Raw genomic sequence first — 23,589 nt, forward strand, 5'->3', positions numbered from 1 at the left:
GCCATAAACAGAGGTCACTGAGCAAAACTGTATTATCCCTGAAGCCCATTAGCCTGACGCTCCATATTTTCCACCACCACATCATGGATATCGCCTAAGGAAGCGCAGTATTCCAGGACCTTCCAGGGTGTATTGGTATGAAAATGAATTTTAATCAGTTCCTCATCCCCAACGGCTAGCAGGCAGTCACCCTCGATATTTTCAGTGATGTACTCCGTAACGGCGTCCTCTGACAGATCCTCTCCTTCAATTAAAAGCTGTGTATCAAATTTGTATGCGAGCATAATAATCCTCCGGTAAATATTTTCGTTTTACCGCTATATTCTACTCCTCCATAATGTAATCTGTCAAATCCTGCCTGAACTGTTCCCAGCTGTCCTCATGCTCCACAAAATACAGCGGACATTTTTTCCCGCCCACATCATAGTGACGGAGCACATCGTTCGGCGTAAGCTTATATTCACGCAGCAGCCACGCCGTCAGCTGCAGCAGAGACTGGTAGGTGGCGTCCGTAAATTTCCCGTTCTCATCCACAAAACAGCATTCGATGGATATGGAATCATAGTTTCTTGTCTTTACCGCATAGGCGATTTCACCCAGGGGCAGGCACTGGATAATCTCGCCCTCATAGCCGATCACAAAATGCGCGCTGGCCGAACGCTCCCCTGTAATCCCCAGGTTTTCAAAATAGCTTCTGTTCTGTTCCGCCGAGGTGTCCTTATTGGCCGTATAGTGGATAAAAATATTCCTCACCTCAGTGAGCGGCTCCGCCGGCCGGGAATAAGGATTCACTGTGAGAAATTCTTCTTTAATCAGCGGTTTTTTCGTATCATTTTCCCGGATCAGCTCCCGTTCCTCCCTGGCGTTCCCGGAAAGCACGTCCGCATCCCGAAAGCGGCCCACCACTTTCCACAGAAGCGTTCCCAGCAATCCCCCCACAACAATAACGCCGGCCACAAGAAATGCTCCGGCCAGTAACCGCTGCCGTTTCCGTCTTCTCCTGCGCGCTATGGCCGCCGCACTTGCCCGCCTGCGCCCCTGGTTCTCTCTTTTTATACGCCTGTCTGACGGATATTCTTCCACTTTTCGTCTGTACGGCATATCTTCTTCTCCGACGCGCCTGCGCGCATCTGACGCCTTGCGTGACGCTCTGTATTCCGGTTCTTCTTCCATATTGGATATGTCAATAAACTGGAGATTCCTGACAGCCATATTGCCCACACTGTCTCCATAATGTCTGTTCCGTCTTCCTGTCTGTCCCCCTCGATTCGCCATGACTGTTCATCCTTTGTTGACATTTTTTCTGAATTATCTATAAAAGTATAGCAGATCTATTGGAGTTAATATTTAATAAAAAATGAAGTTTTCTTTAAAATTGTTTCCCCTATTCCCAAAAAACGGCATTTGCTTTATAATTAGTAACAGATTCTGTGTAAAAATGAGGAAATACATATGTATAACAATGAAAATAACCAGGGCTTCGGCCCTTTTGAAAATGGAAATAACGGCGGTTATCCTTATGGCGGCCAAAACGGCTCCGGGCAGCCGGAAGTAAATCTGAACGGACAGCCCTGGCAGAATCCCAATAGGCAGCCAGGAGCAGGCTCAGACGTGCCGCCCCAATATTACAATTCCCAGGCCTCCGGCCCCTATTATACCGGCCAGGGCGCAGCAGGAGCAGGCGGCTATGGCTTTCCCCCGCCCTACCAGGGCGCAGGGCAGCCCAACATGCCTTATGGCCAGGCCTCAGGAGACGTATACGATTCCCGGAAAAACAGCGGGCTGGCTATCGCCTGCCTTGTATTGGCTATCCTCGGCTTTCTCAGCGGCATATTTTTTGTGGGAATCGCGCTGGATGTACTGGCGGTCATCCTGGGCATCATCGCTCTCATCCAAAACAATAAGAAAAAAGGGCTTCCTGTTGCAGGGATGATTGTGGCTGTACTTTCCATCCTGCTTACCTTCCTCTTTTATTATGTAATGGCTATGGATAAAGACGCCTCTGTCCGCGGGATTAAGGATGCGGACAGGTATCTGCCCACAGCGGAGGAAAAGGCTGCCAGCAGCGAATTGATGGAAAATATCGTCCAGCAGGACTATGCCGCCTCCCGGAACCTGATACTGATTTATGAAAACAAAAATACGCAGGACATACAGCTGGAAATTACCGTTACTTATTATGATGAAAATGATAACCTGCTTTTCCTGCGGAACAATTATATCTGGAGCTGTCCGGCAGGAGGGAAAGCTGCCGTAGAGGTAACGCTTCCCTATGATAAAGATTACAATGATATCCCCTACAGCCGCTATGAGGTGGATACGATTGCAAGAAAAACCGATCCCCAATATTATACGCCGAACTACGGGAAGGATTTTCAGATAAAATCAAATCAGGGGCTTCAGGGCGGCGTGATCGCTTCCATCAAGAATCCCACCGGAAAAACCTTCGACTCCGTGGAGCTGATGTGCGTTTATTTTAAAGACGGCGCCGCAGTCGGCAGCGCCTATGAATTCATCTCGGATATGGGAAAATCGGCAACTGTGGAGTTTTCGTCTCCATATGACGTAAATTATAATGATTTAAGCTATGATGATTATGAAATATTTATCAACAGCACCACCATATATTCTGATTAATATTCCCGCCGGCCTGAACCGTTACGTTTTGGCTTTAATACCGAACAAATCCGGAAATGCCGAAAGCACCTGCCTTTGCCTGTTATTATGCAAAAGCAGGTGCTTTTTGATAACTATGGAAGATTTCTTTTTTCCGCCGCCGGCCTTCAGTCATCCCCACGGCCCCATACCTGAATCTCTCCTTCTTCAATCAATCGCAGGAACACATCTGTCAGATACGGATCAAACTGGGTATTTTTCCCTTTTTCCAGTTCCTTTACCGCATAGGAAATCTGCATCGGTTCTTTATAAGGCCGTCTTGCCGTCATCGTATCAAAACTGTCGGCCAATGCAAGGCAGCGGGCTCCCAGGGGAATCGCTTCACCCGCCAGTCCTGCCGGATAACCTTTTCCGTCGTATCTTTCATGATGCCCCACCACCGTCGGAAGCACATAGTTCATATCCGGCAGATATCGTATCATCTCCACCGCATTTTCCACATGTTCCTTCATTACCATGTATTCCGCTTCCGTCAGCCTGCCCTGTTTTTTCAGAATGCTTTCCGGGATTCCAATTTTTCCAATATCATGAAGCAAGCCTGCTTCCCGGATGATTTCCACCTCTTCCTCCTTCAGTTCAAGCGCCTGGGCAAGAAGGGTGGCGTACTCTGAAACCTTGAGGGAATGGCGGAAGGTAATCTGATCCTTTGCGTCAACCGCAGCCATCAGCGCGTAAATAGTAGGGGCAATCCGCTCAAAGGAAGTCCGGTAATAGCCGGAACGTTCCCTGGGACGGTCCTCTTTTCGCCACAGGGCGGTCTGATCCTTTCCCCTCGTTTTCGCATAATAGGCAGCGCGGACACAGCAGCCCAGAAGCTCCTCCTTATCCTCCACATATTCCGGATAAATTACGATTCCGCAGCTTACCGTCAACTGATGGAGCAGATCTTTCTTTTCCCGGCTGCTGTCCCTGATCCGCCTGCGAATCCGCTCTGCCGTATCAAACGCCTGCTCCTCCGTCATATCCGGCTCAAGCAAAAGGAACTCATCCGCTCCAAAACGGTAAATTTCTCCCTGTCCAGTCTTTTCCCTGCGAATTGCATCCGCCACGAATTTCAGAAGCGCATCGCTGTTCATATATCCGTACATTTCGTTATACAGCTTGAAACCGTCCACATTAATATCAATGAGCGCGGCGTTTCCGATTTTGGTACCCATGTCCTCCTGCAGCCGCTGTAAAAGGCAGCTGCGGTTCAGCGCGCCGGTTATTTCATCCGTCATCGCATCCCTGTGCGCCTTTCCGCGAATCCAAAGCTCTTTTTGCACCAGCGCTCCCATACCGCAGATTAACTGCAGGCATTCCCTGTTTTGCGCCGTCATAAGCTCCGGCTTTGGACGGAAAATCATAAAAATCCCGTCTTCCTTCTCCTGCAGACATACCTTTCCAATCATAACAGTCTCAAAGGAAACAGGATGCTCCCCTCCAAAGAGTTCTGCCTGTGTTACACCTTCCATTTCCGGGAATTTCCCCAGACGGCATACCTGCTCAAAGCAGTCTTCGCGGCGTATAAAAAAAGACAGCCCTTCACTTGCCGTCAGCCAGGCGGCAGCCTCTGCCAGAAGAGCATAAATTTCATCCGTACACGATGCCCTTACCAGCCTATTCTGCAGTTCGTCCAGGAACTCCTGTCTCAGCTTCTCTTTTTCCGCCATAGGCACACTCCTTGGGATATGATTTTAGTGAAAACAGCCGGTTCAGGTAAAAATCCCCCACCGGCTGTTTATATTTCCGTGTAACTGTTCAGTCCCTTCACAGTTACGTTTCTGTCTCTTATTCTTTTTCTTCTGTAGGATTGATGGAAATTCCCAATTCATCCAGCTGCTTTAAATCCACCACATTGGGAGCGTCCGTCATCAGACAGGAGGCGTCCTTTACCTTGGGGAATGCGATTACTTCGCGGATGCTGTCCGCACCGGTAAGCAGCATGACAAGACGGTCCAGGCCATAAGCCAGTCCTGCATGCGGCGGCACTCCGTATTTGAAAGCATCAAGCAGGAAACCGAAACGTTCATAAGCGCTTTCCTTTGTAAATCCAAGGGCTTCAAACATCCTCTCCTGAATCCCGTCGTCAGAAATCCTGACGCTTCCGCCGCCCAGCTCCGTACCGTTGAGCACGATATCATAGGCCTTTGCACGCACCTTGCCCGGATCAGTCTCCAGCATATGCAGATCCTCTTCCATCGGCATGGTAAAAGGATGGTGCATTGCCATGTAACGGTTTTCTTCCTCGCTCCACTCAAAAAGAGGGAATTCCGTAATCCAGAGGAAGTTGAATTTGCTGTTGTCAATCAGGTTCATCTGCTTTGCCAGCTCAAGACGCAGGCCGCCCAGCACGTTCCAGACAACCGTATTCTTGTCTGCGGCAAACAGCAGCAGATCTCCCGGTTCACCGCTCATTGCTTCTACCAGCGCTTTGAGCTGATCCTCGGTCATGAATTTTGCAAAAGAAGATTTATAGCTTCCGTCAGGCAGCACGCACAGATATGCAAGGCCCCTGGCGCCATAGCCTTTGGCAAAGTCCACCAGCGCATCAATTTTCTTTCTGGGCATTTCCGCCTGTCCTTTGGCATTGATGCCCCGGACGGATCCGCCGTTTTCCAATGCGGAGGTAAATACACCGAAACCGCAGCCCGCTACTACGGAGGAAACATCCGTCAGCTCCATTCCAAAACGGGTATCCGGTTTATCGGATCCAAAACGATCCATGGCCTCCTGCCAGGTCATACGCTGGATTGGAAGCTCCACCTCAAGGCCGATTGCTTCCTTACAGATATATTTCAGCAGCTTTTCATTCACTGCAATCACATCGTCCACATCCACAAAGGACAGTTCCATATCCACCTGTGTGAATTCGGGCTGTCTGTCCGCACGCAGATCCTCATCACGGAAGCATCTTGCGATCTGGAAATACCGGTCATAGCCTGAACACATCAGTAACTGCTTGAAAATCTGAGGGGACTGGGGAAGCGCATAAAAATTCCCGGGATGCACACGGCTGGGCACCAGATAATCCCTTGCCCCTTCCGGTGTGGATTTGGTGAGCATGGGGGTTTCAATTTCCAGGAAGCCTTCCTTAGACATAAACTCCCGGATCGCCATGGTGATCTTGCTTCTCAATATGATTTTGCTCTGCAGATCAGGTCTTCTCAAATCCAGGTAACGGTATTTCAGGCGAAGCTCTTCCTTGGTTTTGGAGTCCTCTTCTATGGGGAAGGGAGGCGTAAGCGCTTCAGATAAAATACGTACCTGGGACGCCCTGACCTCGATTTCTCCGGTAGCCAGGTTTTCATTGACAGCGCCGGCTCTCTTTTCTACTTTTCCCACAACGGCAACCACATATTCACTGCGCAGCTTTTCCGCCTTGGCAAAGCCCTCTGCGCCCGCGTCGCTTTCTTCAAATATAACCTGCAGTATCCCGGAACGATCCCTTAAATCCACAAAAATGATACCGCCTTTATTTCTCTGCTTGGCAACCCAACCCATAACGGTTACGGTTTCTCCCACATTGGCAACGGATAATTCGCCGCATCTGTGGGTTCTTTTCAGCCCCTTCATTGACTCAGACATGATGTGCCTCCTTTGTTTTTTCTGTCTCAAATATTATAACTGTCCCGTACCTTCACAGCTGCCGATATTTACTTTAAAGGCTCCCGGTAGAACTCTTTGAATTCTTCCCAGCCTTCTTTCATCAGCTGTTCCTTCTGGAACTTTTTATTTTTATTCATTCTGGCAATCAGCACCTGCATGCCGTCCGCCCTCTGCGACTGCGCCTCGGCAATGACTCTGCACAATTCTTCTCCCGCAACACCCTTTTCAATAAGGTAAGCGATTTTCTTCGGTTTGCCCGGAATCTGGAAACCATTTTCCATCATCAGAAGGATGATGCGTTCAAAACCGATAGAAAATCCGCAGGCCGGCACATCGCTGCCCGTAAATTTACCAACCATTTTATCATAGCGTCCGCCGCCTCCGCAGCTTCCGCCGAATTCAGGGATTGCGATTTCAAAAATAGTCCCTGTGTAATAGGACATGCCTCTTACCAGCGTAGGATCGAATACCATTTCAAAATCCGCTGCCTTGGTAGCACTCACGCTGTCCGAAATTTCACGCAGGTTGTTTACAACTTCCGCTTCCAGTACGCCCTCCAGCTTTCCGGCAAGATATCCCAGGCCGTCCTGCGCTGTTTCCAGGCCGCGGAACAAATCCAGGTATTTATTTATGCTTTCCTCTGAGAAGCCGCATTCCTTCAGTTCCGCCGCTACGCCGTCAAGGCCGATTTTATCCATTTTATCCAGAATAATGAATACCGTGTCGAAGCTTTCCTCCGGGAAGCCGCTGTATGCCGCCATAGCCTTCAGGATTCTGCGTTCATTGATGCGGATCTGGAAATTGCGGAAGCCCAGTTTTCCCAGTGTGGTTGTGGTAGCAAGAATCAGTTCGATTTCAGCCAGGTTGGAGGGCTCTCCCAGGATATCTATGTCACACTGCATAAACTGACGGTAGCGTCCTCTCTGAGGCCTGTCCGCACGCCATACATTCCCCATCTGCAAGGCCTTGAAGGGCGTGGGCAGCTGACTGGCATTATTGGAATAGAAACGGACCAGCGGCACCGTCAGGTCGTAGCGCAGGCCGCCGTCAACCAGATCAGCTTCTTCCTTTGCATTTTCCAGGTTCAGTTTCTCTCCCCGTTTCATAATCTTGAAAATCAGTTTTTCATTGTCTCCACCCTGCTTGTTTGTCAGGTTTGCAATATTTTCCACACAGGGCGTCTCGATGGAGGTAAATCCGAATTTACCATAAGTATCCTTTATTACGCTGATTACATAATCTCTCAGCTGCATTTCAGCCGGCAGAATGTCTTTCATGCCAGTTACCGGTTTTTTACTTAAAGCCATTTTCCTGTATTCCTTTCCCGCCGCCTGCCGCGGCTGTCCATTCTGTTGCTGCCATTTTACGGTTCGCGCAGCAAGTGCGCTAACCTGCCGGACAGCATTTTGATTCTAACTGTTCACTTCGTTCTCAGTTATGCAAAAATCCATGAAAATCGCCTTCGGCGATGGATTTTTGCTGTCCTGCCCTACATTTTTTACGGTTCGCGCAGCTGGTGCGCTAACCTGCCAGACAGCATTTTGATTCTACACTTTTTTCCTTTTCTTTTCAAGAGGAATTGGAAATCCACCCGGAGGCTGAAGCTTTGGTGAACCTGAGCAGTTACATATCAGCCGCCGAGGAGTTTTCGTTTTCGGTCTATCATTTCATCAATTTTTTCGATGTAGAGGGCTACGTCCTTCACGTTATCGCAGCGTTCGATGCGGCCGTCGGGATATACGGCTTTGGAAATTGTGCCGGCGCCCAGGGCCATGATGGTCTGTTTTTCCTCCATGATGAGGATGTTGTAAATACCATAGTTGCCCTCGGTGGCATAGCCTACATTTTCAAAATTGCCGGACATGTTCTTCTGGCGGTAGAGATAATAGGGCTTCATGTTCATACGGGCGGCGCCCTCCGCTGCTATCTCCATGGTTTCGTCCGTATTATGAAGGGTCTCAATGCCATTTTCTTCTATCCACAGGCTGAGTCTTGAGGCACGTTTTATGGCGAGGGAGTGGACTGTCAGGCTGTCAGGGCAGAGCCTGGTTACCGCCTCCATGGTCCGCTCCACATGCTCCTTTGTTTCTCCGGGAAGCCCCAGGATGAGATCCATGTTGATATTGGTAAAGCCTTCTTCCCTGGCCAGCCGGAAGGCTTCCTCCACCTGCTCCACCGTATGGCGGCGGCCGATTATGTTAAGAGTTTCCTGATTCATGGTCTGGGGGTTGACGGAAATGCGTGTCACGCCGAACTCCTTTAAAACCCTCAGCTTGTCCCTTGTGATGCTGTCGGCGCGTCCGGCCTCCACAGTAAACTCCTTTACCTGGGAAAAATCAAAGGAAGCTCTCACTTTTGACAGCAGTCTTCTCAGCTCCTCCGGCTCCAGCGTGGTGGGGGTGCCTCCGCCGATATATACGCTGTCCAGGATTTTATCCTGGCAGGCTTCCCTGACGAAATCAATCTCTTTTTCCAACGCTGTCAGATACTCTCCCACTCTGTCCTTCCAGGAAAAAATGGGGAAGGAGGTGAAGGAGCAGTAAAGGCAGGTGGTGGGGCAGAACGGAATGCCTATATAAAGGCTGTAGCCTTTTTCGTAATGGATATCCGCCAGAATGCGCTTTTCTCTCTTTGCTATGTCTATGGCCAGCAGGGCTTTTTCCTCGCTGCAATAGTAGGTTTCCTGCATGTAGGATAGGATATCTGCCTCCGTCATGGGATTCTGCGTCCCCGGCGCATTTTCCTCCAGGAACTGCATGGCTATCTTAGTAGGGCGGATACCGGTCAGCGTGCCCCAGGGAAGCTCTTTTCCCGTATGGTCGGAAAGTACGCGGTAAAGAAGCTGTTTCAGCTCATTCTTCACAACCGGGCGTTCCTCCGGCCTGCTCAGGACAGCCTCATGCTCCGTACCGGATAAATTTACCCGGATAGCCCTTTCTTCAAACCATATGGCTATGGATGGGTTATCCCCGTCCGATTCAAAATCTTTTGTTCCTTCTTCAAACACCTTCACCGTCTCCGCCGGATAAAAAGCTTTGACGATGGAATGGATGTCGTATTCAAATTGCGGTTTGTTCAGTCTGACTGCAAGCATGTTGTCCGACCCTTTCCAAGATTAGTAAAACCAATCCAGCCTTCCGGCCGATTGGTCTTTGCTGATGTCCCTGCCTAAAATAATGCATAGACATCTCCGTTTATTTTATTATTGAAGCGATTACTGGCAGTAAGGATTATACTTCTTCTCGTCCGCGATTGTAGTTTCATCGCCGTGTCCGGGATATACGATGGTGTCCTCAGGAAGCACCAGCAGGCGTTCCTTGATGGAGTGAACCAGACGTCCCATGCTTCCTGTGGGGAAGTCGGTCCGTCCCACGGAGCCTTCAAAAAGAGTGTCTCCCGCAAAAAGGACTTTTTCCTTTTCCATGTAATAGCAGCAGCTGCCCTTGGTGTGGCCGGGAGTTGCTATCAGCTGGAAATGCATACCAGCAAGATCCAGCTGCGCGCCGTCCTTCAGATAATTATCCGCCGCCACGGTTTCCGGGCGGCCGGCCTGATCGGAGACGTTTTTCGAAGCGTCCTCGCAGACCTCCTTTTCCTCTTCATATGCATAGATCGGCGCGCCGGAAAGCCTGCGCAGTTCATTTGCGCCCCAGATATGGTCAAAGTGGCCGTGGGTCAGGAGGATAGCAGCCACCTGCAGACCTTTGCTTTTCAGCGCTTCATAGATCTGACCGCCCTGATCCGCAGGATCAATGAGGACCACTTCCTTCTGATTTTCCGGGGAAACAAAATAGCAGTTCGTCTGGCACATGCTCAGCACCATGCGCCCAATTTTTAATTTTGCCATATATTTAACTTCTTTCTATATCGATAACACTGTCAATGGTCCTTATTTTATCAATGATGCGGATTAATTCATCTCTGCTTGCTATCTCAAAGGAGGCAGACAGAGTTGCCATTCCCTGCTTGTTGGTACGTGTATTCATGGCGAGAATATCGATGTTCTTTTCCGTGAGCGCCCTGGAAATGTCGGCCAGGAGTCCGCTCCGGTTATTGGCGTAAATATTGATTTCCGCCAGATATTTTTCATCTGTACGGTTTTCCTGGGAAGCCTCCCATTCCGCATCAATCAGCCTGGCGCGCTCAGACTCCGGCAGGTTGATCACATTCACACAGTCCGTCCTGTGGATGGAAATTCCTCTTCCTCTTGTAACAAAGCCGATGATCTCGTCTCCGGGAACCGGCGAACAGCATTTGGAAAAACGGACCGCCACATCATGGATGCCCTTGACCACAATGCCGTTTTTACTCTTGGCGCGTGGCAGCATCTGCCTGGCCTGGGCATTTTCAGCCACATTGGCCAGAACCTCTTCGTTGCTTAATACCTTGGGATGATCCTTATCATACAGCTCCTGCATGCGGTTCAGAATCTGGCCTTCCTTCAGGCCGCCGTGCCCTACGGCTGCCAGCAGGGATTCCCAGTCCTTGAAGCCGTACTTTTTCATCTGCGCCTCCATGTAGGGAGGCTTCATGATTTCGGAAATATTAATGCTCTTTGCCTTGCAGTAGGCAAGCAGCATTTCCTTGCCCTTGACGATGTTTTCCTCTTTAAATTCGTTCTTGAACCACTGGTTGATCTTGTTTTTCGCCTGAGTGCTCTTGACCAGGTTCAGCCAGTCGCGGCTGGGTCCCTTGGAATTCTGGGAAGTAAGTATCTCGATACGGTCGCCGTTCTGGATCTCATAATCTATGGTCACAAGCTTGCCGTTTACCCTGGCGCCAATCATCTTATTGCCCACCGCCGTGTGTACGCTATAGGCAAAATCAATGGGCGTGCTGCCCGCGGGAAGCGTTTTCACATCGCCTGTGGGCGTAAAGCAGTATACACTGTCGGAAAACAGATCCAAATCGCTCTTGAGCAGATTCATAAATTCCTTATTGTCCGACATATCTCGCTGCCATTCCAGGATCTGGCGCAGCCATGCAAGCTTTTCTTCCTCCTGGGCCGCCACCTTCTTGCCATCGGAGGCTTCCTTATATTTCCAGTGGGCGGCAATGCCGTATTCCGCCGCCTTATGCATTTCCATGGTACGTATCTGAATTTCGAAGGGCTGTCCCGAAGAGCCGATAACCGTGGTGTGCAGTGACTGGTACATGTTGGGCTTGGGCATGGCGATGTAGTCCTTGAAACGCCCCGGAATGGGCTTATACATTTCATGGATGACGCCGAGCGCCGCATAGCAGTCTTTTACAGAATCCACAATAATTCTCACGGCAAACAGATCATAAATCTGATCCAGTGTCTTGCTCTGGTTCTTCATTTTCTTATAGATGCTGAAGAAATGCTTGACACGGCCGTCTATCTGGGATTTGATTCCCGCATTTTTCATGTGTTCGGTCACTTCGTCCACAATCTGCTGGATGTACTCTTCCCTTTCGCTTCTGCGTACTGCAATTTTATCCACCAGGTCATAGTATACATCCGGCTCCAGATATTTCAGGGAAAGGTCGTCAAGCTCCACCTTGATTTTGGAAATGCCCAGGCGCTGTGCGATGGGCGCATAGATTTCCATGGTTTCCCTGGCTATCTTCTGCTGCTTCGCCGGAGGCTGGTACTTCAGGGTACGCATATTATGGAGCCTGTCGGCAAGCTTTATCATAATGACGCGGATGTCCTTTGCCATGGCAAGGAACATTTTACGGAGGTTCTCTGCCTGCATTTCCTGCTGATCCGCGGTTTTATTGTCCCCGTTCCCCTTATCACTGGGGAAGTTAATCTGCTGGAGCTTTGTTACGCCGTCCACCAGAAGGGCCACATCAGGGCCGAATTCCTTTTCGATTTCCTCTTCGGTCATGATCGTGTCTTCCACCACGTCATGAAGAAGGCCTGCTTCTATCGTTTCCTTATCCAGCTCCAGATCCGCCAGGATAATGGCCACGCAGAGAGGATGGATGATATAAGGCTCGCCGGACTTACGCACCTGCCCTTCGTGGGCGGCATAGGCAATTTTATACGCTTTCTCGATCATAGAAATATCATCTGACGGGTGGTATCTGCGCACACGGGAAATAAGGTCCTGATAAAGCTCCTCAGGACTTAAATATTCCTTCATGGCCTCAATCCGTCCATCATCCAGCACCAGGCTTTTTCCTTTCTTCTGCTGCCGGGCAAGATTTCCGCCGCCCTCGTATACGATTTTGCTTTTTTCTTCCGGCTGCACCGCTGCTTCTTTCTGAAGTCCGGTCTGCATTCTATCCGTTGTCTTTTCTTCCGTCATACTCATATCATCACCGGCGCCACTTTTTATTGTTATAGCCAAAAACCCTGATGTACAAGGTCTTCACCTGTTAAATCCTGTTCTATTATTTTCCTTCATAGCAGATTGCGGACTCCAGTCGGTAGCCCTTCAGCTTTTCCCTGCCCTTAAGCCCTGCAAGCTCCATAAGTACCACTACTCCGACCACTTCGCCGCCCAGGGATTCCACCAGGCGGATCATTGCCTCCGTGGTGCCTCCTGTCGCAATCAGATCATCCACAATCAGAATCTTCTGGCCGGGCAGTATCGCATCCTTATGTATCTCGATCACTGCAGTGCCATATTCCAGCTCATATTCCATGGAAACCGTCTCACAGGGGAGCTTCCCTTTCTTTCTGATGAGCACAAAGGGCTTATGATTATTATAGGCTATAGGGGTCCCGAAGATAAAGCCTCTGGATTCCGGCCCCACCACAATATCAAAATCCAGATCCTTAACTAACTCCTGCATGGTGTCAATCGCCAGGTGCAGGCCGTCTGCATCCTGCAGAACGCTGGTCACATCCCTGAACATGACCCCTTCCTCCGGGAAATCCGGAATACATCTCACATATTCTTCCAGCTTTTTCATTCTGTCCTCTTTCCGCCGCAAACCGGCCTTTCTTTTACTGGGCTGCCGAATTGTCCCTGCCCTTTATGTCTTTTCCGGAAAGACTTTTTCCTTCTGGTCATTTTTCCCTAAAAAACTATTATTTATTATATTATTTATCCGTGTATAAGTCAACCGCCCAAAATGCCTGTATTTACAGGGTTTTTGACCTGTCACAGCGTCATATTACCATAGAGAAGGTCCTTCATTACGCCAAAAAATTCCCTGACCATGTTGTTCGCCTGCATAGGAATATCTGAAGGCGCCGCCAGTCCGCATACGGTACGAAAGCCCTGCTTAACCGCAAGCCGTGTTCCCCGGTAGACATGGAAATTATTCGTAACAATCCCCACGCTGGCTGCTTCGGGAATCAGTTTTTGGGAGAATTCCAGATTTTCCTTGGTATTCGTGGACTTGTCCTCCATCACAATCCGTTCCGGCGCAATTCCTTTCGCAACAAGGTAATCAAACATTCCCTGCGCCTCGCTCACCGGCTCATTGCTTCCCTTCCCTCCTGAAACCACCACAAGCGTAGCTTCATTTTCTTCCAGGTAGGTCACCGCCGTATCCAGCCGCAGCGCAAGCGCTTTGCTCGGGCCGCTGTCCCGCATCTGCGCCCCGAGGACAATCAGATAATCCAGCCCCGGCTCCCCCTTGCTGTGAAACCTGCTGATAATCAGGCCTTCAATAAAAAGGAACACCAGAATTCCGGCCGCCAGCACGATTACAAGCAGCAGCTTTATCGCTGCCGGAAGACGGCTTATTATATTATTTTTCCACATCCAGGCCAGTGCCATAAAGCCCGCACCGGCCGCTCCCCAGATCAGGAAAAACCAGGAACCGAAAACTCCTGATATCAGAATTCCCGCACAGTAAAGCAGGCACAATATCCCCACAGTTAAAAAAATATATGTCATTTTTATTTACACTCCTTTTTATCTTTTCCTTTATGGCCTTCTTATTTTAACACACTCTGTCCTTTCCTGTCCTGTTTTGTCATAAAAATACGTTCTGTAACGCGTTGTCTGCCGCTTGCGTCAATGATAACATTATGATATGTACGTGCCATGTATAGTGCCAGAAATAACAAGAAAGGCGGTGGGTACAGACAAATGAGCCGGGAATGGACGAAAAACCCACAGAAGCTGGAAATCCTTCTGCAGAATTTTGCAGATATAATATGGGAATACGATACACAGGCAAAGGATCTATATCCGGAAACGGAATGCGCGCAGCGCTTCGGCCTGCCGCCTGTCATACATAACGGGGCGCAGGGGCTTGTTCAGTCGGGCATCCTGCATCCTGATTATCTGCCGTCGCTTTCCCATGTTTTCCGCTCGCTGGAATCCCAGGAATGCACACTGTCGGCGGAGCTTCTCTCCAGGCTTGGCGCCTGTCGGGATTACCGGTGGTACCGGGCGGTTTTTACCTCTTATTTGGACGATGCCGGAAATATGCAGGCAGTGGGTTTTTTTCAGGATATTGACAGCGAGGTGCAGCACAGGCTGAAGCTGCAGCATCTGGCAAATATGGACGGCCACACGGGAGTCTACAATGCAGCCGCCGGCAGACAGCTCATACAGAGCCGGCTGATGCAGCAGAGCCCCTGTACGCACAATGCCATGTTCGTCTTTGATGTAGACAATTTTAAAAGCATCAACGATACCTACGGACACTGCCAGGGAGATGAGGTACTGTTCCGTTTTGCATCCATTCTGCGGAATATATGCCGCCGTACAGATACTGTTTTCCGCATTGGAGGGGACGAATTCGGGTTGTTCGCATACCAGACCTGTGACGAAGGGCTTGTGGAACGTGTCTGCAAAGAAGTACTTCTGCGCACCAGGGAACTGAACGGAAGCTGTGTTCCCGTCAGCGTAAGCATCGGCGCCGCAATCAATAAAGAGTATGCCCCTTCTTATTTTGATTATTACCGGGCGGCTGATAAAGCCATGTACCAGGCAAAGAAAAACGGAAAAGGCAGCTACGTAAAAACTATCTTCTAAAATTCCAGTAAACAAAAATCCGGCCACAGAAAATTCTGTGACCGGATTTAAACTTATAGGTTAACTGTTCAGTTACATCATTCCCATTCCGCCTGCTCCGGCAGGTGCTGCGGGAATATCTTCTTTGATGTCTGCAACAACGGTTTCTGTTGTCAACAATGTGGATGCAACGCTTGTTGCGTTCTGCAGTGCGCTTCTGGTAACTTTGGCAGGGTCAAGAATACCTGCTTCTACCATATTTACATACTCTTCCTTCAGAGCATCGAAGCCCATGCCTACTTCCATTTCTTTTACTTTGTTGATGATAACGCTGCCTTCCAGGCCTGCGTTTGCTGCAATGTGGTACAGAGGTGCTTCCAGGGCTTTGAGTACGATTCTTGCGCCTGTCTTTTCATCTCCGTCCATACCTTCAGCCAGTTTGGAAACTTCCTTGGATGCATGGATATATGCAGATCCGCCGCCTGCGATAATGCCTTCCTCAACTGCTGCCCTTGTAGCTGCAAGAGCGTCTTCCATACGCAGCTTCGCTTCCTTCATTTCTGTCTCGGTTGCAGCGCCCACACGGATAACCGCTACGCCGCCAGCCAGCTTCGCAAGTCTTTCCTGAAGCTTCTCTCTGTCAAAATCAGAAGTGGTCTCTTCGATCTGTTTCTTAATCTGGGAGATTCTTGCCTGGATTTCATCCTTGCTGCCTTCGCCGTCAACGATAACTGTATTTTCTTTCTGTACCTTAACGGATTTCGCACGTCCCAGGTCTGTGAGCTGGGTTTCTTTCAGATCAAGGCCCAGTTCCTCGCTGATTACCTTGCCGCCTGTAAGGATAGCGATATCCTGAAGCATTTCTTTTCTTCTGTCGCCATAGCCGGGGGCCTTAACAGCTACAACGTTGAAGGTTCCGCGCAGTTTATTTACAATCAGGGTGGTCAGCGCTTCGCCTTCCACATCCTCAGCAATAATTAACAGCTTGGCGCCGCTCTGTACAACCTGCTCCAGCAGAGGAAGGATTTCCTGGATGTTGGAGATCTTTTTATCTGTAATGAGGATATAGGGATTTTCCAGAATCGCTTCCATTTTGTCCATATCTGTGCACATATAAGCGGAAACATATCCTCTGTCGAACTGCATACCTTCTACCAGGTCGAGTTCTGTCATCATGGTCTTGCTTTCTTCGATGGTGATAACGCCGTCTCCGGAAACTTTTTCCATAGCGTCTGCTACCATTTCCCCGACTTCGTCATCTCCTGCGGAAATAGATGCAACTCTTGCGATCTGCTCTTTGCCGTTGATCTTGGCGCTCATTTTAGCAATAGCTTCCACTGCGCATTCGGTGGCTTTCTTCATACCCTTTCTGAGGATAATCGGGTTAGCGCCTGCTGCCAGGTTCTTCATTCCTTCGTTTACCATTGCCTGAGCCAGGACGGTTGCTGTCGTGGTACCGTCGCCTGCTACATCATTGGTCTTGGTGGCAACTTCCTTTACCAGCTGTGCGCCCATGTTTTCGAAAGCATCTTTCAGCTCGATTTCCTTTGCGATGGTTACACCGTCGTTTGTGATAAGGGGAGCTCCGTAGGATTTATCAAGAACTACGTTTCTTCCTTTCGGTCCAAGTGTTACCCTGACGGTATCTGCTAACTGATCTACGCCGGCTTCCAGAGCTGCACGGGCTTCTGCGCCGTATTTAATTTCTTTTGCCATGATTCAAACGCCTCCTGAATTTATGATTTTGGTTTCGTGTCTGCTTATTCAATTACTGCAAGAACATCGGACTGCTTTACGATGATGTATTCCTGATCGTCATCCAGCTTAACTTCCGTACCGGCATATTTGGAATAGATTACCTTGTCGCCGGCTTTCACTTCCATCTTAACTTCTTTTCCATCGATTACTCCGCCGGGGCCTACGGCAATAACTTCTGCCTGCTGGGGTTTTTCTTTGTTCTGTCCGGGAAGAACAATTCCGGATTTTGTTGTCTCTTCTGCTTCTAACTGCTTCAAAACGATTCTGTCACCTAAAGGTACTAATTTCATAAAAATGCCTCCTTAATGAATTCTTTCTTTCACCGGTTTTATTTTGTTGTTAGCACTCATCTTGCTTGAGTGCTAAACACTATACATATATTATGTTTTTGGTTTATTTTATGCAACGCCCTTCACAAGACTAAAAATGTTGTTTACTCAATATATCTTAATTTATCTCTTGTTTTCTCTCTTTTTCTTAATTTCACCGTTTTTTATAAATTTATTATAAACAAATTCCGGTGTTTTCAAACCTTAATACAATGAGGATTATTCTTTTATTTTCCGGCAGCAAAGCTTTTGCCCGGGCCGTCTGCCGCAGTCCGGCAAAAAAACGCGGCCGGCAGAAAAAATCTGCTCCGGCCGCGGCCATATTTTAATATATTCCGTAACTGCCCTGTACCCTCACAGTTACCATATTCCTATCTTTGCAGCCCCTTCTCCAGACGCTCCCTGTATCCCGGCATATTCTTTTCATCAAATTTATCCCGGAACATCTCATACTCCGCCTCGGAAAACAGCGCCGTAAAATCCTCTTCCACGCTCGCCCTGTTTACCATGCCAATGGCAACGGAAGGCGCCAGTATGGCATCCTCATAAGCCCTGCAGGCTTCCCTGACCCGCCGGCAGTAGGCTTCTGCCTCACCATCCTCCGGCACTTCTATCACCACATAAAAAACATCGCCGTCCACACGGCCCATGACATACTCAGGTTTTGCTTCCTGTTTCAAAATTCCTGCCACAGTCTTTATCAGTCTGTCGCTTTCTTCATCGCCGTAGTTTTCGTTTACAAACTTCCAGTCATTGATATTCACACAAATCAGCGCATCCGGCGCAGTCCCCGTCTCAGCCAGCTCCTTCAGCCTGCTGTCAAAGCTTGGTCTGCTCAGAAGTCCTGTCAGCGCATCCACATGCTCCCCATGCTTTGCTTGATATCTGTCCTTCTCCAGCGCTTCCTCCAGTTCATCCGCATAAATGGCGGTTTCCCGGAATCTGTACTGCTTTTCTCCCAAAGAAGAATACAACTCCACGACATTGTCAAGAACGGCTTCTGCCGTCTGTCCGGCGGCCTGTTGATTCAGCTTTGCATAAAGATGGCCGACGGTTCTGTCCGCCACGCGGATCTTCCGCCCCGGATCGCTTACCACATCCGGTTCAAATCCGGAGAAATCACCAACGCAAACCACCTTTTCCCCGTGCCGCTCCGTAAGCAGCAGCTCTGTACCCAGCACCTCGCACAAACTGCAAAAGAGCCTTTGTATCTCGTCCAGATCATATAAATTTTCCAGACTGTAGTATTTTATGTTTTCCTTTAATCTTTTTTCCAGGGAAATCAAACCGTATGCCATACCCTCGCCCTTCCTTCTGCCGGCTTATGCCCGCGTTCTGCTGTTATTTTACCGCGGCTGTACGGAGCATTTCCGCGCAGCAGTACAGCCAAAATTATTATACTTTTTTTCCTGCTTTTTGTCCAGTTCCGGGCAATGGGAGAAAAAATTGATTTTTGTCCGGTTGATTTTTATACGGTTGATTTTCTCCCGTTTGACACGGCCTGTTCCAGACGTTAGAATATAAAATAAATAGTTTTACGGGAGGGAATATGTTTATCAACGAACAGTCCTTAATAAGCCTCAACGGCATGCCCCAGTATGTTTCCATACGCGCACAGAAAAAGGATGCGCCGCTGCTGCTCTATCTTCACGGCGGCCCCGGAGATGCCGCGCTTCCATTAGTCATGAAATTCAACCGCGGGCTGGAGGAGAACTTCACCGTCGTTGTCTGGGAGCAGCGCGGCGCAGGCAAATCCTATTACCGTTTTGAGGACGGCGCGGTCACCATGGAAACCTTTCTTCAGGATCTCCTCTCGCTTACTGCCATTTTGCTGGAACGATTCCGTCAGAACTGCCTGTATCTTGTGGGCCATTCATGGGGCAGCGTTCTGGGACTTATCTTCACCGCGCGGCATCCTGAGCTGGTGAAAACCTACATCGGCTGCGGCCAGGTAGTCAACATGAAGAAATCCTGCCGCACAGCCTATGAATACGCTCTGGCACATGCCGACAGTAAGTCCCTGGAACGGCTTCGGACAACAGACTGCACCTACACCGGTGACAACTGGCTTTCCGATCTGCTTTTTGTTACGAAGCAGGTGGTAAAGCACAAAGGTTCTCTTTATGGAAAAACCAATTACAACAAGCTGATCACTCCCTTCCTTTTTTCCGGGTGCTACTCCCTTCCCGATCTGCTCCGCAGGCAGAAAGGCAGCCTGCAGGCAATCCGGCATCTGTGGCCGGAACTGATGGAGACGGATTTTGGAGGCGTGACCCGTTTCGGCACACCTGTCATATTTATAGAAGGCAGGTATGACAGCCATGTATCCTCTGAATTAGCCAGGGAATATTTTGAAACCATAGAAACAAAAAAGCAGTTTTTCTGGTTTGAAAAGTCCTGCCATTTTCCGCAATGGAGCGAGAATGACCGTTTCAACCGGCTCCTGGCTGAAGTGTTGTTATAGCTTGATTATCGTTATAGCCGCCCCTTTGTAAATTTATAAGACGAATAAAATGGCTTTTGATATTATAATGCCCAATATTCCCGCCGTCCCGAACTGTTACATTATAAAAACGGAGCAGGCATTTATCATGCCTGCTCCTCTACATAATCCATATAGTCAGCCTCGTCTGCAAAAAGCATATACTGTCCGTTCACACATCCCATGTAACCTTCACCAACATAAAAACCTTTCATACCGCGGCTCCTTTCTGCTATCTCAACTAAAACGTTTCTCTGTTTCCAATGTCAGGTCTCTGCGAGCCCTTCCATAGTCTAAGAATAGCATATAATGAGTCCAATAATCGGGACTTTGGCTCTGTCCCATTCGTTTTCCAGGCAGTATTTTTACAGGTTTTTATGATTTACTGCAGCATTTGCAGGACGGGAAAATTTAGTAGTCCCTCAGAACCAGCTCCGTGATGCCCGGATTATTTCCTCCCTGCACCCGGATAATTTTCGGTTCTCTGCCGTAGCCATATTCCTCCTGAAGCATACTCCGTATGCCCGTGCCTCCGTGAAACCCGTGAATTATCCGCAGCCTGTATACACTGCTGTCCGTCCTTTTCAGCACGGCATCTACCTCAGCTTTTGCCTGAAGCACATTTTTCCCATGAAGATCGATTTCAATAATGCCTGCGTTCATCCATCTGCCTCCCGTCTAAGTTAATTTATCCCATCTCCCAGGAGCTTCCTCTTCAGCTGGTGTATTCCCCACTGAATCCAACAGAACATCCCTACATAGATTATGATGAGAACGGGGCTTAAATAACCAGCGTTTATTCCCAGCGCCACATACAGCCCAAGCTGTGAAATTGCCAGGGCGCTCAGCAGATAGGCCAGCTTTTTCCATCTTTTTACAAGTTCCGCCAGAGATTCTGAATCCGTATAAATTTCATATTCTTCCTCCGGCGTTCCCGGAATGTACTGTTTTTTCAGGTAAATCCACCCGTTGAAGGTTTTCCCCACGAACTCCCAGCCCTGTTCCTCAAACAGCTCCAGATACCGTCTTTTCTCCGCCGGGTCGTTCATTACGTCCGGGTTGTAATCAATCCTGTGACGATAAAGGATTCCCGGCTGCCTGGTGTAAATACTGAAAAAGCAGCCTCCTTTTATCAGCTGCCAGCCCTGTTCCGACATTCTGTCAAGGTCCTGCTCCTCCCTGTCATAATTCCATGCCATATAGCCTCTGAATGATACTTTGGTATCCATAAATTCTCCTTTCCGCATCAGCCTGCCGGATATGTATTTCTGCGGGCCAAATTTTTCCCAATCCACTTTTTCAATGAAAATTTTTCCTAATCTACTTTTTCAGTAAAAGTTCAGGCGGCCGGCCTATAATCTTTTCCGCGCTTTTGAGCATCTCAATCAGCCGGACAAGCTCTGCCTCCAGAGCCTGTCTGCCGGTATCCGTCAGAACATACAGTTTTTTCCTCACTCCTGTATTCCTGCTTTCCCCTGCCGTTCTATACTCCGGTTCTGCGTCACATTCCGCAATCCAGCCCTTTTTCATCATATTGCTGACCGCTCCGTACATGGTGCCCGAACCAATCCTGACCCGGCCGCCCGACAGCTCCCCGGCCTCCTGCATAATCCCATATCCGTGATTCGCATGCCGGTACAGGCAAAGCAGTATATAAAAATAACTCTCTGTAAGCGGTTCCTTCTTAGGCTCCATCCCTTTCTCCTTTCACAGTCCTGCCTGTGCATCTCACAGAACTATATCGTCTTCCGTTATGTCGTCTTACGATATATCAACTTTCCTATATCGTAGCACGACATATGTCGTCTGTCAACATATTGCAGCAATTTCTGTTGCGGCCCTGTTATGATTTCTTCACTATTTTTAAAGAATAGCTTGCAAATTCCCGTTTTTTCTGTAAAATAGGTAAAGGCGACATGAAACAGGACATAATTAAAATAAGAAGAAAGCCGCCATGGCAGGTCGCCGTAAAGGAAATCCGATTCCTTATTCTGCCGGCTTTTTCAGTCATTACCGCCGCTTTTCGGCATTCGGAGGAAAATCCCCTGCCCGCCAAAGGGCAAATTTCTAAAGAAATTGCATTTTGCTCCGCAAAACATGGAGGAAAATCCCTCTGCTCGCCAGAGGGCTCGCATTTTGCTCCGCAAAACATGGAGGAAAATCCCTCTGCTCGCCAGAGGGCTCGCATTTTGCTCCGCAAAACATGGAGGATTAAAATGATTAGTGCAAACAACGTTACCCTGCGTCTCGGGAAAAAGGCGCTTTTTGAGGAAGTTAACATCAAGTTTACGGAAGGCAACTGTTACGGCCTGATCGGTGCCAACGGCGCCGGTAAATCCACCTTTCTGAAAATTCTTTCCGGGCAGCTGGAGCCTACCAACGGCGATGTGGTAATCACTCCCGGCCAGCGGCTTTCCGTCCTGGAACAGGATCACTTCAAATACGATGATTATACGGTTCTTGATACCGTAATTATGGGCAATTCCCGCCTTTATGAAATAATGAAGGAGAAGGATGCCATTTATGCCAAGGAAGATTTCACCGATGAGGATGGCATCCGCGCCAGCGAGCTGGAAGGCGAATTCGCCGAAATGGACGGCTGGGAAGCCGAATCCAACGCCGCCAGCCTTTTAAACGGCCTGGGAATTGAAACCGATTACCATTATTCCCTGATGAAGGATCTGAACGGAAGCCAGAAGGTAAAGGTCCTTCTTGCCAAAGCGCTGTTCGGCAATCCCGACATACTGCTCCTGGATGAGCCTACCAACCATCTGGATCTGGATGCCATCGCCTGGCTGGAAGAATTCCTCATCAATTTTGACAACACGGTTATCGTGGTATCCCATGACCGTTATTTCCTGAATAAGGTCTGCACCCATATCGCGGACATTGACTATGGCAAGATTCAGCTGTATGCCGGCAACTACGATTTCTGGTATGAATCCAGCCAGCTGCTCATCAAACAGATGAAGGAAGCCAACAAGAAAAAGGAAGAGAAAATCAAGGAGCTGCAGGACTTCATCTCCCGTTTCTCCGCCAATGCTTCCAAGTCCAAACAGGCTACCTCCAGGAAACGTGCCCTGGAAAAAATAGAGCTGGATGAAATCAGGCCCTCCAGCAGAAAATATCCTTATATTGATTTCCGTCCCGATCGTGAAATCGGCAATGAAGTGCTGACCGTAGAAGGGCTTTCCAAAACGATTAACGGGGAAAAGGTGCTCAACAACATTTCCTTCATTGTGGGGCACAATGATAAAATTGCATTTGTGGGAAGCAACGAGCTGGCAAAAACCACGCTTTTCCAGATTCTCATGGGTGAAATTGAGCCGGATGAAGGAACCTTCAAATGGGGTGTTACCACCTCCCAGGCTTATTTCCCCAAGGACAGCTCCAAAGAGTTCGACAATGACTACACCATTGCCGACTGGCTGATGGGCTATTCCCCGGTGGACGATATCACCTATGTCCGCGGCTTCCTGGGACGTATGCTTTTTGCCGGGGAAGACGGGGTGAAAAAGGTCAAAATCCTGTCCGGCGGTGAAAAGGTCCGCTGCCTGCTTTCCAAGATGATGATTTCCGGCGCCAACTGCCTGATATTGGATGAGCCTACCAACCATCTGGACATGGAATCCATAACCGCACTGAACAACGGACTTATCAAGTATCCCGGCGTTGCACTTTTCGCCTGCCGCGATCACCAGTTCGTTCAGACCACGGCCAACAGAATTATGGAAATCCTTCCTGACGGCAGCATGATCGATAAGATCACAACCTACGACGAATACCTTGCAAGCGATGCTATGGCAAGAAAACGTACTGTTTATACTGCCAATAAGGAAGACGATGAAAATTAACCAGGACGGTT

Annotated in this window: 21 protein-coding genes; 4 read left to right on the forward strand and 17 right to left on the reverse strand. The window is 49.0% G+C overall.

Annotation, left to right across the window (positions count from 1 at the left end; translation table 11 throughout):
* Positions 1 to 32: 32 nt before the first annotated feature.
* Together HMPREF1548_RS02220 and HMPREF1548_RS02225 are read right to left on the reverse strand one after the other, a co-directional pair.
* Entirely contained in the window at positions 33 to 284 is a 252-nt protein-coding gene (locus HMPREF1548_RS02220) for a fatty acid kinase subunit FakA-related protein (protein WP_021634058.1), read from the reverse strand.
* 40 nt (positions 285 to 324) lie between these two features.
* Positions 325 to 1,275 (reverse strand): peptidoglycan recognition protein family protein, encoded by a 951-nt coding sequence (locus HMPREF1548_RS02225; RefSeq protein ID WP_021634059.1) that lies wholly within the window; start codon positions 1,273 to 1,275, stop codon positions 325 to 327.
* A 177-nt stretch (positions 1,276 to 1,452) separates the two neighbouring features.
* Here HMPREF1548_RS02225 and HMPREF1548_RS02230 point away from each other — a divergent pair, with 177 nt between their 5' ends.
* Positions 1,453 to 2,637, forward strand: coding sequence for a DUF4190 domain-containing protein (locus HMPREF1548_RS02230; RefSeq protein WP_021634060.1), 1,185 nt, complete (start codon positions 1,453 to 1,455; stop codon positions 2,635 to 2,637).
* Positions 2,638 to 2,783: 146 nt separating this feature from the next.
* On the opposite strand, the gene HMPREF1548_RS02235 is transcribed toward HMPREF1548_RS02230, so the two are convergent.
* The 8 genes from HMPREF1548_RS02235 to HMPREF1548_RS02270 all read right to left on the reverse strand — a co-directional run bounded on the left by HMPREF1548_RS02235 (position 2,784) and on the right by HMPREF1548_RS02270 (position 14,087).
* The gene (locus HMPREF1548_RS02235) at positions 2,784 to 4,328 is read right to left on the reverse strand and encodes a bifunctional diguanylate cyclase/phosphohydrolase (RefSeq protein WP_021634061.1); all 1,545 of its coding nucleotides are present in this window, start codon (positions 4,326 to 4,328) and stop codon (positions 2,784 to 2,786) included.
* A 118-nt stretch (positions 4,329 to 4,446) separates the two neighbouring features.
* A complete protein-coding gene (aspS, locus tag HMPREF1548_RS02240) occupies positions 4,447 to 6,243 on the reverse strand; it encodes an aspartate--tRNA ligase (RefSeq protein WP_021634062.1) in 1,797 nt (598 codons plus the stop codon).
* A 68-nt stretch (positions 6,244 to 6,311) separates the two neighbouring features.
* On the reverse strand, positions 6,312 to 7,571 hold the full coding sequence (hisS, locus tag HMPREF1548_RS02245; protein ID WP_021634063.1) for a histidine--tRNA ligase: 1,260 nt from the start codon (positions 7,569 to 7,571) through the stop codon (positions 6,312 to 6,314).
* Between the two features lie 323 nt (positions 7,572 to 7,894).
* Positions 7,895 to 9,358 carry a coproporphyrinogen dehydrogenase HemZ gene (hemZ, locus tag HMPREF1548_RS02250; RefSeq protein WP_021634065.1) on the reverse strand — a complete coding sequence of 488 codons (1,464 nt, stop codon included), beginning with the start codon at positions 9,356 to 9,358 and terminating at the stop codon, positions 7,895 to 7,897.
* Positions 9,359 to 9,478: 120 nt separating this feature from the next.
* Complete coding sequence (locus tag HMPREF1548_RS02255) at positions 9,479 to 10,111, reverse strand: MBL fold metallo-hydrolase (protein ID WP_021634066.1); 633 nt, start codon at positions 10,109 to 10,111, stop codon at positions 9,479 to 9,481.
* Positions 10,112 to 10,115: 4 nt separating this feature from the next.
* Entirely contained in the window at positions 10,116 to 12,377 is a 2,262-nt protein-coding gene (locus HMPREF1548_RS02260) for a RelA/SpoT family protein (RefSeq protein ID WP_235930743.1), read from the reverse strand.
* 250 nt (positions 12,378 to 12,627) lie between these two features.
* Entirely contained in the window at positions 12,628 to 13,152 is a 525-nt protein-coding gene (locus tag HMPREF1548_RS02265; RefSeq protein WP_021634068.1) for an adenine phosphoribosyltransferase, read from the reverse strand.
* A 191-nt stretch (positions 13,153 to 13,343) separates the two neighbouring features.
* Positions 13,344 to 14,087, reverse strand: a complete 744-nt coding sequence (locus tag HMPREF1548_RS02270) for a YdcF family protein (protein ID WP_021634070.1) — start codon at positions 14,085 to 14,087, stop codon at positions 13,344 to 13,346.
* A 195-nt stretch (positions 14,088 to 14,282) separates the two neighbouring features.
* Between HMPREF1548_RS02270 and HMPREF1548_RS02275 the strand changes: the two genes are divergently transcribed.
* Positions 14,283 to 15,176 carry a sensor domain-containing diguanylate cyclase gene (locus HMPREF1548_RS02275; protein ID WP_035320716.1) on the forward strand — a complete coding sequence of 298 codons (894 nt, stop codon included), beginning with the start codon at positions 14,283 to 14,285 and terminating at the stop codon, positions 15,174 to 15,176.
* Positions 15,177 to 15,248: 72 nt separating this feature from the next.
* Here the strand turns inward: HMPREF1548_RS02275 and groL are convergent, their stop codons facing one another.
* From groL to HMPREF1548_RS02290, 3 genes are all read right to left on the reverse strand, one after another.
* Complete coding sequence (gene groL / locus HMPREF1548_RS02280) at positions 15,249 to 16,871, reverse strand: chaperonin GroEL (protein WP_021634072.1); 1,623 nt, start codon at positions 16,869 to 16,871, stop codon at positions 15,249 to 15,251.
* A gap of 44 nt (positions 16,872 to 16,915) precedes the next feature.
* Complete coding sequence (locus HMPREF1548_RS02285) at positions 16,916 to 17,203, reverse strand: co-chaperone GroES (RefSeq protein ID WP_021634073.1); 288 nt, start codon at positions 17,201 to 17,203, stop codon at positions 16,916 to 16,918.
* A 410-nt stretch (positions 17,204 to 17,613) separates the two neighbouring features.
* Positions 17,614 to 18,540 carry a GGDEF domain-containing protein gene (locus HMPREF1548_RS02290; RefSeq protein WP_021634076.1) on the reverse strand — a complete coding sequence of 309 codons (927 nt, stop codon included), beginning with the start codon at positions 18,538 to 18,540 and terminating at the stop codon, positions 17,614 to 17,616.
* A gap of 251 nt (positions 18,541 to 18,791) precedes the next feature.
* On the opposite strand from HMPREF1548_RS02290, the gene HMPREF1548_RS02295 reads away from it, so the two are divergent.
* Complete coding sequence (locus HMPREF1548_RS02295) at positions 18,792 to 19,706, forward strand: alpha/beta fold hydrolase (RefSeq protein WP_021634078.1); 915 nt, start codon at positions 18,792 to 18,794, stop codon at positions 19,704 to 19,706.
* Positions 19,707 to 20,135: 429 nt separating this feature from the next.
* Here the strand turns inward: HMPREF1548_RS02295 and HMPREF1548_RS02300 are convergent, their stop codons facing one another.
* The 4 genes from HMPREF1548_RS02300 to HMPREF1548_RS02315 form a co-directional block, all read right to left on the reverse strand.
* Positions 20,136 to 20,387 (reverse strand): Smr/MutS family protein, encoded by a 252-nt coding sequence (locus tag HMPREF1548_RS02300; RefSeq protein ID WP_021634079.1) that lies wholly within the window; start codon positions 20,385 to 20,387, stop codon positions 20,136 to 20,138.
* A 20-nt stretch (positions 20,388 to 20,407) separates the two neighbouring features.
* Positions 20,408 to 20,953, reverse strand: coding sequence for a DUF2812 domain-containing protein (locus HMPREF1548_RS02305; RefSeq protein ID WP_055725848.1), 546 nt, complete (start codon positions 20,951 to 20,953; stop codon positions 20,408 to 20,410).
* Positions 20,954 to 21,044: 91 nt separating this feature from the next.
* Positions 21,045 to 21,419, reverse strand: coding sequence for a PadR family transcriptional regulator (locus tag HMPREF1548_RS02310; RefSeq protein WP_021634081.1), 375 nt, complete (start codon positions 21,417 to 21,419; stop codon positions 21,045 to 21,047).
* 148 nt (positions 21,420 to 21,567) lie between these two features.
* Positions 21,568 to 21,957, reverse strand: coding sequence for a hypothetical protein (locus HMPREF1548_RS02315; RefSeq protein ID WP_157065619.1), 390 nt, complete (start codon positions 21,955 to 21,957; stop codon positions 21,568 to 21,570).
* Between HMPREF1548_RS02315 and HMPREF1548_RS02320 the strand changes: the two genes are divergently transcribed.
* The gene (locus HMPREF1548_RS02320) at positions 21,941 to 23,578 is read left to right on the forward strand and encodes an ABC-F family ATP-binding cassette domain-containing protein (RefSeq protein ID WP_035320718.1); all 1,638 of its coding nucleotides are present in this window, start codon (positions 21,941 to 21,943) and stop codon (positions 23,576 to 23,578) included. The genes HMPREF1548_RS02315 and HMPREF1548_RS02320 overlap by 17 nt on opposite strands.
* The last annotated feature ends 11 nt before the right edge of the window (positions 23,579 to 23,589 follow it).

Source organism: Clostridium sp. KLE 1755, from assembly GCF_000466465.2.
In the GTDB taxonomy this organism is placed as follows: Bacteria; Bacillota; Clostridia; order Lachnospirales; family Lachnospiraceae; genus Eisenbergiella; species Eisenbergiella porci.